Here is a 6,711-nt window from a genome sequence, read left to right on the forward strand (position 1 = left end):
ATGATGCAGGCTACGAGGCGGTGCATTCTATCGGCGATCCCCGTCAGGTGATGCCGTATCTGGCGAGCCATTCGGTTGATCTGGTGTTGCTGGATATCCGCATGCCGTATCTGAGCGGGCTTGATCTTCTGCAACAGATGCAGGCTTATTTCAGCCATGAGCCACAGGCCATGCCGCCGGTCATGGTGCTGACGGCGGAAAGCGATGAGCTGACCCGCGAGCAGGCATTGCGTCTGGGCGCGCGCGACTTTCTGGGTAAACCATTTCTGCATTGGGAAGTCTTGCTGCGGGTAGAGAACCTGCTCCGTGTCCGGCAGTATTACCGGAGTACCCGCGCGCGCAGCTGAACTTGAGCATGCGCTGTCCCGGCGCGAACGCGAGCTGCAACAGGCCCAGTTGGAAATCGTGCGACGTCTGGCGCAGGCCGCGGAGTTTCGCGACAACGAAACCGGCATGCATGTAGAGCGTATGAGCCGTATGGCACAGTTGCTGGCCCGTCTGGCAGGCTGCGATGACGATTTTTGCGCCATGCTGCTGCATGCCAGCTCGCTGCATGACCTGGGCAAGATCGGCATTCCCGATGCCATCCTGCTCAAGCCGGGACGGCTGGAGGACGACGAGATGCGCATCATGCGCGAGCATGCCCGTATCGGGCAGCGCATCCTGTCCAATCATCCATCTGCCTTGATGCAGATGGCCGCGATCATTGCCGCAACCCACCACGAGAAGTGGGATGGTAGTGGTTACCCCGAAGGGCTGGCGGGAGAGGCTATTCCGCTAAGCGGCCGGATCTGTGCACTGGTCGATGTATTCGATGCCCTTTGTTCAGAACGCCCCTACAAGAAAGCGTGGAGCGAAAGCGATGCGGCCGCGCTGATCGCCCGGGAGGCCGGTCGTCATTTCGATCCGGCGCTGGTCGCACTTTTCCTGCAGCACTTGCCTGAATTCCAGGCTATTCGCCTGGCCAATCCCGATCTGCTGGTGGCTGGCGAACTTCAATGCGTTTGAGCAAATTTTAAAGAGAAACTGAATCTGATGATGAGTAAGCCCCATTTGTCGCATCGTGGCATGAGCATGCGCAGCAAGCTGTATCTGCTGGTTGTACTGGCAGTTTCCGGTTTGATTTTTTTGGGTGTGACCGCGCTGTATATGCAGCGTCAGGCCTTGCTGGAAGACCGTATCGACAAGGTAAAAAGTCTGGTTGAGAGCACGGTCAGCATGGTCGGTTTCTATGAGGATGAAGTGCGTCAGGGGCGTATTGCTCAAGAACAGGCCCAGCGTCTGGCGCTGGCTGCCATCAGCCGGCAGCGCTTTGATGGCGAGGAGTATTTTCTCGTTCTTAACCGGGACATGAACCTGGTCGCGCATGGCGTCAATCCGAAACTGGTCGGCAAGTCGGTACGGGGCCTGCTGGACGCCAATGGTGCGGACCTTGGCGTGTTGTTCGAAGGGGCGATTCGGCGCGGTGGAGGTGTTGTCGATTATGTCTGGGCCAAACCTGGAGAGCAGGCACCTGTTGGCAAGATAGCCTATATGGCGACCAGCAAGGACTGGGGCTGGAGTGTAGGGACCGGTATTTATATCGATGATATCGACGCGATTTTCTGGCGCCAGACCATCATGCTGCTGGGCGTGGGCACACTGGTGATGCTGGCCTTGCTGGTGGCCAGTACGCTGATTATCCGCGGCCTGCTTAAGGGGGTGGGCGGCGATCCGGCCTACGCCATTGAGGTGGTCAGGGTTATTGCGTCGGGTCACCTGGGCGAGCATATCAAGGTTAAGCAAGGGGACAGCACCAGCCTGATTGCCGCCATCGGGCAGATGCAGGACCAGCTCAAGGACTTGATCGGCAATATCATCGATTCGGCCGACAAGCTGGGGAATATGGCGGAGGGTATCGAGCGCCATGCCGAAATCAATGCCGGCAACTCCGAGCAACAAAGTCAGGCTGCCGCATCAATGGCGGCAGCTATTGAGGAGCTGACTACCAGCATCCATCATATTGCTGACCATGCCGGCATGGCGCGCGAACAATCACAGGCCTCGGGCGAAATTTCGCGTGAAAGTGGCGAGGTGATTACCCGTGCTGTCAGTGAAATCGAGGGAATCAGTCGCGAAGTCGGTACGGCCAGCGTGTCCATTGCCGAGCTGACGGACAAGACAGCATCGATCCGCAGCATTATGGAAGTCATTAGCGATGTGGCCGACCAGACCAATTTGCTGGCGCTGAATGCGGCCATTGAGGCTGCGCGTGCAGGCGAGCAAGGGCGCGGTTTTGCTGTGGTGGCCGATGAGGTCAGGAAGCTGGCCGAGCGCACCACTCAGTCTACCCAGCAGATTGCCGCGATGATCGCGGCCATTCAGGGCGTGTCGGATGCCTCGATTCATACCATAGGCGATGCCGTCAAACGGGCGGAAAATGGCGTGGCGCTGGCGGAACAGGGTGGTCAAGCCATTGTGCGCATCCAGCAAAGCGCCAGCAGTATTGTGGCCGTGGTCAGTGATATCTCGCATTCGCTGACTGAGCAGAGTCAGGCCAGCAGTGAGATTGCCCGCCATGTGGAGCAGATTTCACAAGGTGCGGCCAGCAATGCCATTGTGGCGCATGAAACGTCCAAAGCGACGGTTGCCTTGCATCAGCTCACGCATGAGTTGCGCAAAACGGTGGCTTCGTTCCGCGTGTAGTATTTGCACAGAAGAGGACGCAAAAAAGCGGCGGGTTGTGCCCGCCGCTTTTATCTTGCCTTGCGTTTACAGCTTGCCAGCAACAAAGCTTTCTACGCTAGCTACGGCTTGCGCCAGGTTTTCGACCTGGGTGCCACCCGCCTGAGCGAAGTCCGGACGGCCGCCTCCTTTGCCGCCGACTTGCTGGGCGACAAAGTTAACGAGTTCGCCTGCCTTGAGTTTGGCGGTCAGATCCGCCGTCACGGCAGCGACCAGCGACACCTTACCCTCGCTGGCAGTTGCCAGCAGGATGATGCCCGAGCCCAGTTTGTCCTTGAGCTTCTCGGCGGTTTCCTTCAGGCCCGCGTTGTCGATGCCTTCCAGTTCGGTGGCAATCAGCTTGATGCCGGCCACTGTCTTGGCGTTGTCGGCCAGCTCGGCGCTGGCGGCAGCGGCGAGCTTGACCTTGAGCTTTGCCATCTCCTTTTCCAGCGCCTTAAGATCCGACTGCAGAGCGCTGATTTTGGTGACGACTTCGGCCGTGCCTTGTGCCTTGAGCGCGACGGCTGCCTGCTTGAGCAGGGCATCCTGTTCCTGCGCCCAGAGGACGGCACCTTCGCCGGTGACCGCTTCGATACGGCGTACGCCGGCGGCGATGCCGCCTTCGGATACGATTTTGAAGAAGCCGATATCACCGGTGCGGTTCACGTGGGTACCGCCGCACAGTTCCATCGAGTGCTCGCCCATCTTCAGTACGCGCACTTCGTCGCCGTACTTCTCGCCGAACAGGCCGGTGGCACCGGCTTTCATTGCGTCATCGTAAGGCATCACCGTTGCCGATACCTCGGCGTTATGCGCCACCATGCGGTTGACGATGCGCTCGATCTCGGCGATCTGCTCGCTGCTGACGGCTTCGCCATGCGAGAAGTCGAAGCGGGTGCGCTCGGCCGTCACCAGCGAGCCCTTTTGTGCCACATGGTTGCCCAGTACATGGTGCAAGGCGCTATGCAGCAAGTGTGTGGCCGAGTGGTTGCGTGCCGTTGCCAGGCGGGTATGCAGGTCGATGGTGGCGGTCACGCTGTCACCCAGCTTGAGTTCGCCGCGTGCCAGCACACCTTTGTGGCCGAAGACGGCCGACTGGATTTTCTGTGTGTCGGTCACATCGAACAGGGCATTGATGCCGCCGGTCACAGCGATGGTGCCGCTGTCGCCGATCTGGCCACCGCCTTCGGCATAGAACGGGGTGTTGTCCAGAACGACAATACCTTCGTCGCCGGCGCTCAGGCTCTCGACCGGCTGGTTGTCCTTGTAAAGGGCCAGTACGCGGGCATCGGTGCTGTGCTGGCTGTAGCCCTCAAAGCAGGTGTCGGCGCCGCTGTAGTCGACATTGCCGGTCATCTTGAAGCTGGAGGCGGCGCGGGCGCGTTCGCGCTGGGCGTTCATTTCCACTTCGAAACCGGCCAGGTCGACTTCGATACCGCGTTCGCGGCCGATGTCGGCGGTCAGGTCAACCGGGAAGCCGTAGGTGTCGTACAGCTTGAATACGGTGGCACCATCCAGCGCCTTGCCGTCTTTCAGTGCCGACTCCAGCAGGCCCATGCCCTTGTCCAGCGTCTCGGCAAACTTGATTTCTTCTTGCTTGAGCGCGTCTTCCACTTCGGCCTGCTTCATGCGCAGTTCCGGATAGGCATCACCCATCTCGGCGGCCAGATCGGCAACCAGCTTGTGGAAGAACAGGCCCTTCTGACCCAGCTTGTAACCGTGGCGGATGGCGCGGCGGACAATGCGGCGCAATACATAGCCGCGGCCATCGTTGGACGGGATCACGCCATCGGCGATCAGGAAAGAGCAGGCGCGGATATGGTCGGCAATCACCTTGAGCGAAGGCTCGTCCATGCTGAAAGCGATGCCGGTTTCGCGCGCGGCGGCCTTAAGCAGCGCCTGGAACAGGTCGATTTCGTAGTTGGCGTGTACGCCCTGCATGACGGCCGAGATGCGCTCCAGCCCCATGCCGGTGTCGACCGATGGCTTGGGCAGCGGATGCAATGTACCCGACTCGTCACGGTTGAACTGCATGAACACATTGTTCCAGATTTCGATGAAACGGTCGCCGTCTTCTTCCGGGCTTCCCGGAGGCCCGCCCCAGATGTGGTCGCCGTGGTCGTAGAAAATCTCGGTGCACGGGCCGCACGGGCCGGTATCGCCCATGGTCCAGAAGTTGTCGGAGGCGTAGGCAGCACCCTTGTTGTCGCCGATGCGTACGATCTTGTCGGCCGGAATGCCGATTTCCTTGTTCCAGATCTCGAACGCTTCGTCATCCGTCGCATAGACGGTGACCATCAGCTTTTCCTTGGGCAGGGCCAGCCAGTCTTTGCCGGTCAAAAATTCCCACGCGTAGTGGATGGCATCGCGCTTGAAGTAGTCGCCGAAGCTGAAGTTGCCCAGCATCTCGAAGAAGGTATGGTGACGGGCGGTGTAACCGACGTTTTCCAGGTCGTTGTGCTTGCCGCCGGCGCGTACGCATTTCTGGCTGGTGGTGGCGCGGCTGTACGGACGCTTGTCAAAACCGAGGAACACGTCCTTGAACTGGTTCATGCCGGCATTGGTGAACAGCAAGGTCGGGTCTTCCCACGGCACCAGCGAGCTGGAGGCCACGATCTGGTGGCCTTTGGAGGCGAAGAAGTCGAGGTACTTCTGGCGGATTTCCGAAGTTTTCATTTTTGGATAGTGTCGCAATGCAAAATTGAGAGCCCCGGTATGCCGGGGTGCAGAGTAAGCTGGGCTTGATTTTGGCAAGGCTGATGCGGCGGTGCAAGCCTTGCGCGGCGCTGGCGCGTGTTTTTTGCGGCAAACAAAGGAAAATAGGCGGTGAAACTGCGACCGTCAGTCATCCCTGTCGTCGTCGCCGGCAAAATCATCCAGCGCGCAACCGGATAAAACCTTGCTGATCACGTCCATGGGGAAGCCGCGCGCAGCCAGAAAACGCATCTGTTTGGCTTTTTCCTGCTGGGTTTGCGGCAAACTGCCGAATTTGCGCTGCCAGACATCGCTGGCCACGGCCAGGTCATCATGGCTTTCGATGGCGCTGGCGATGGTGTCTTTGTCCACGCCTTTTTCGCGCAAGGCCTGGGTCAGGCGGCGGCTGCCCCAGCGCCGGCCCTTGATTTCGGCAAACTGGCCGGCAAAGCGCTCGTCCGACTGCCAGTGGCGTTCGGCCAGCTCGGTCAGTACCGCTTCTATCTCTTCCGGGTTTTCGGCGTGGGGTTTGAGGCGTTGCTGCAATTCGCGCCGCGAATATTCGCGGCGCGACAAAAGCTCGACAGCTCGCGCTTTCAGGCTTTTTTCCATGAGCTCACTTTAGAATGCATCGTTGGCGAGTTCGTCGCCATCGACCGCATCTTCGGTAATCTCGACCTTGATGCCGACCGTGTCGCGGATCTTGGCTTCGATTTCCTGTGCCACGGCGGCATTGTCCTTCAGCCACAGGCGCACATTGTCCTTGCCCTGGCCGATCTTGGCGCCGTTATAGCTGTACCAGGCACCGGACTTTTCGATAAAGCCGTGCTCCACGCCCATTTCGACGATCTCGCCTTCGCGGCTGATGCCTTCCCCGTACAGGATGTCAAAGTTGGCCTGGCGGAACGGTGGTGCCACCTTGTTCTTGACCACCTTGACGCGGGTTTCATTACCCAGCACTTCGTCGCCTTTTTTGATGGCGCCGATGCGGCGGATATCGAGACGGACCGAGGCGTAAAACTTGAGCGCGTTGCCGCCGGTGGTGGTTTCCGGGTTGCCGAACATCACACCGATCTTCATGCGGATCTGGTTGATGAAAATCACCAGCGTATTGGTGCGCTTGATATTGCCGGTCAGCTTCCTGAGCGCCTGGCTCATCAGTCGTGCCTGCAGGCCGACGTGGCTGTCGCCCATTTCGCCTTCGATTTCGGCCTTGGGTACCAGTGCTGCCACCGAGTCGATCACGATTACATCCAGACCGCCGGAGCGCACCAGCATGTCGCAGATTTCCAGCGCCTGTTCGCCGGTGTC

General features: G+C 59.5%; 6 protein-coding genes. 3 read left to right on the forward strand and 3 right to left on the reverse strand.

Going from position 1 to position 6,711, the window contains the following annotated elements; genetic code table 11:
- The 3 genes from EGI20_RS15715 to EGI20_RS15725 form a co-directional block, all read left to right on the forward strand.
- Positions 1-347 (forward strand): response regulator (locus tag EGI20_RS15715; protein WP_498632578.1); only part of this gene is annotated, 347 nt, incomplete at its 5' end.
- Complete coding sequence (locus tag EGI20_RS15720) at positions 307-1,008, forward strand: HD-GYP domain-containing protein (RefSeq protein ID WP_498632580.1); 702 nt, start codon at positions 307-309, stop codon at positions 1,006-1,008. The genes EGI20_RS15715 and EGI20_RS15720, both read left to right, overlap by 41 nt.
- 27 nt (positions 1,009-1,035) lie before the next feature.
- Complete coding sequence (locus tag EGI20_RS15725; RefSeq protein ID WP_498632582.1) at positions 1,036-2,685, forward strand: methyl-accepting chemotaxis protein; 1,650 nt, start codon at positions 1,036-1,038, stop codon at positions 2,683-2,685.
- Positions 2,686-2,751: 66 nt separating this feature from the next.
- Here EGI20_RS15725 and alaS read toward each other — a convergent pair whose 3' ends face one another.
- The 3 genes from alaS to recA form a co-directional block, all read right to left on the reverse strand.
- The gene (alaS, locus tag EGI20_RS15730; protein WP_498632584.1) at positions 2,752-5,382 is read right to left on the reverse strand and encodes an alanine--tRNA ligase; all 2,631 of its coding nucleotides are present in this window, start codon (positions 5,380-5,382) and stop codon (positions 2,752-2,754) included.
- 165 nt (positions 5,383-5,547) lie between these two features.
- Entirely contained in the window at positions 5,548-6,012 is a 465-nt protein-coding gene (recX, locus tag EGI20_RS15735) for a recombination regulator RecX (protein ID WP_498632586.1), read from the reverse strand.
- A gap of 9 nt (positions 6,013-6,021) precedes the next feature.
- Positions 6,022-6,711, reverse strand: a 690-nt coding sequence (gene recA, locus EGI20_RS15740; RefSeq protein ID WP_498632587.1) for a recombinase RecA, incomplete at its 5' end; no start/stop codon positions are given.

Source organism: Aquitalea sp. S1-19 (assembly GCF_024343515.1).

Excerpts from the sequence above, each read along its gene's own strand:
- EGI20_RS15725 (WP_498632582.1), top strand. The coding sequence starts at position 1,036 with ATGATGAGTAAGCCCCATTTGTCGCATCGTGGCATGAGCATGCGCAGC.
- alaS (WP_498632584.1), bottom strand. The coding sequence starts at position 5,382 with ATGAAAACTTCGGAAATCCGCCAGAAGTACCTCGACTTCTTCGCCTCC.
- recX (WP_498632586.1), bottom strand. The coding sequence starts at position 6,012 with ATGGAAAAAAGCCTGAAAGCGCGAGCTGTCGAGCTTTTGTCGCGCCGC.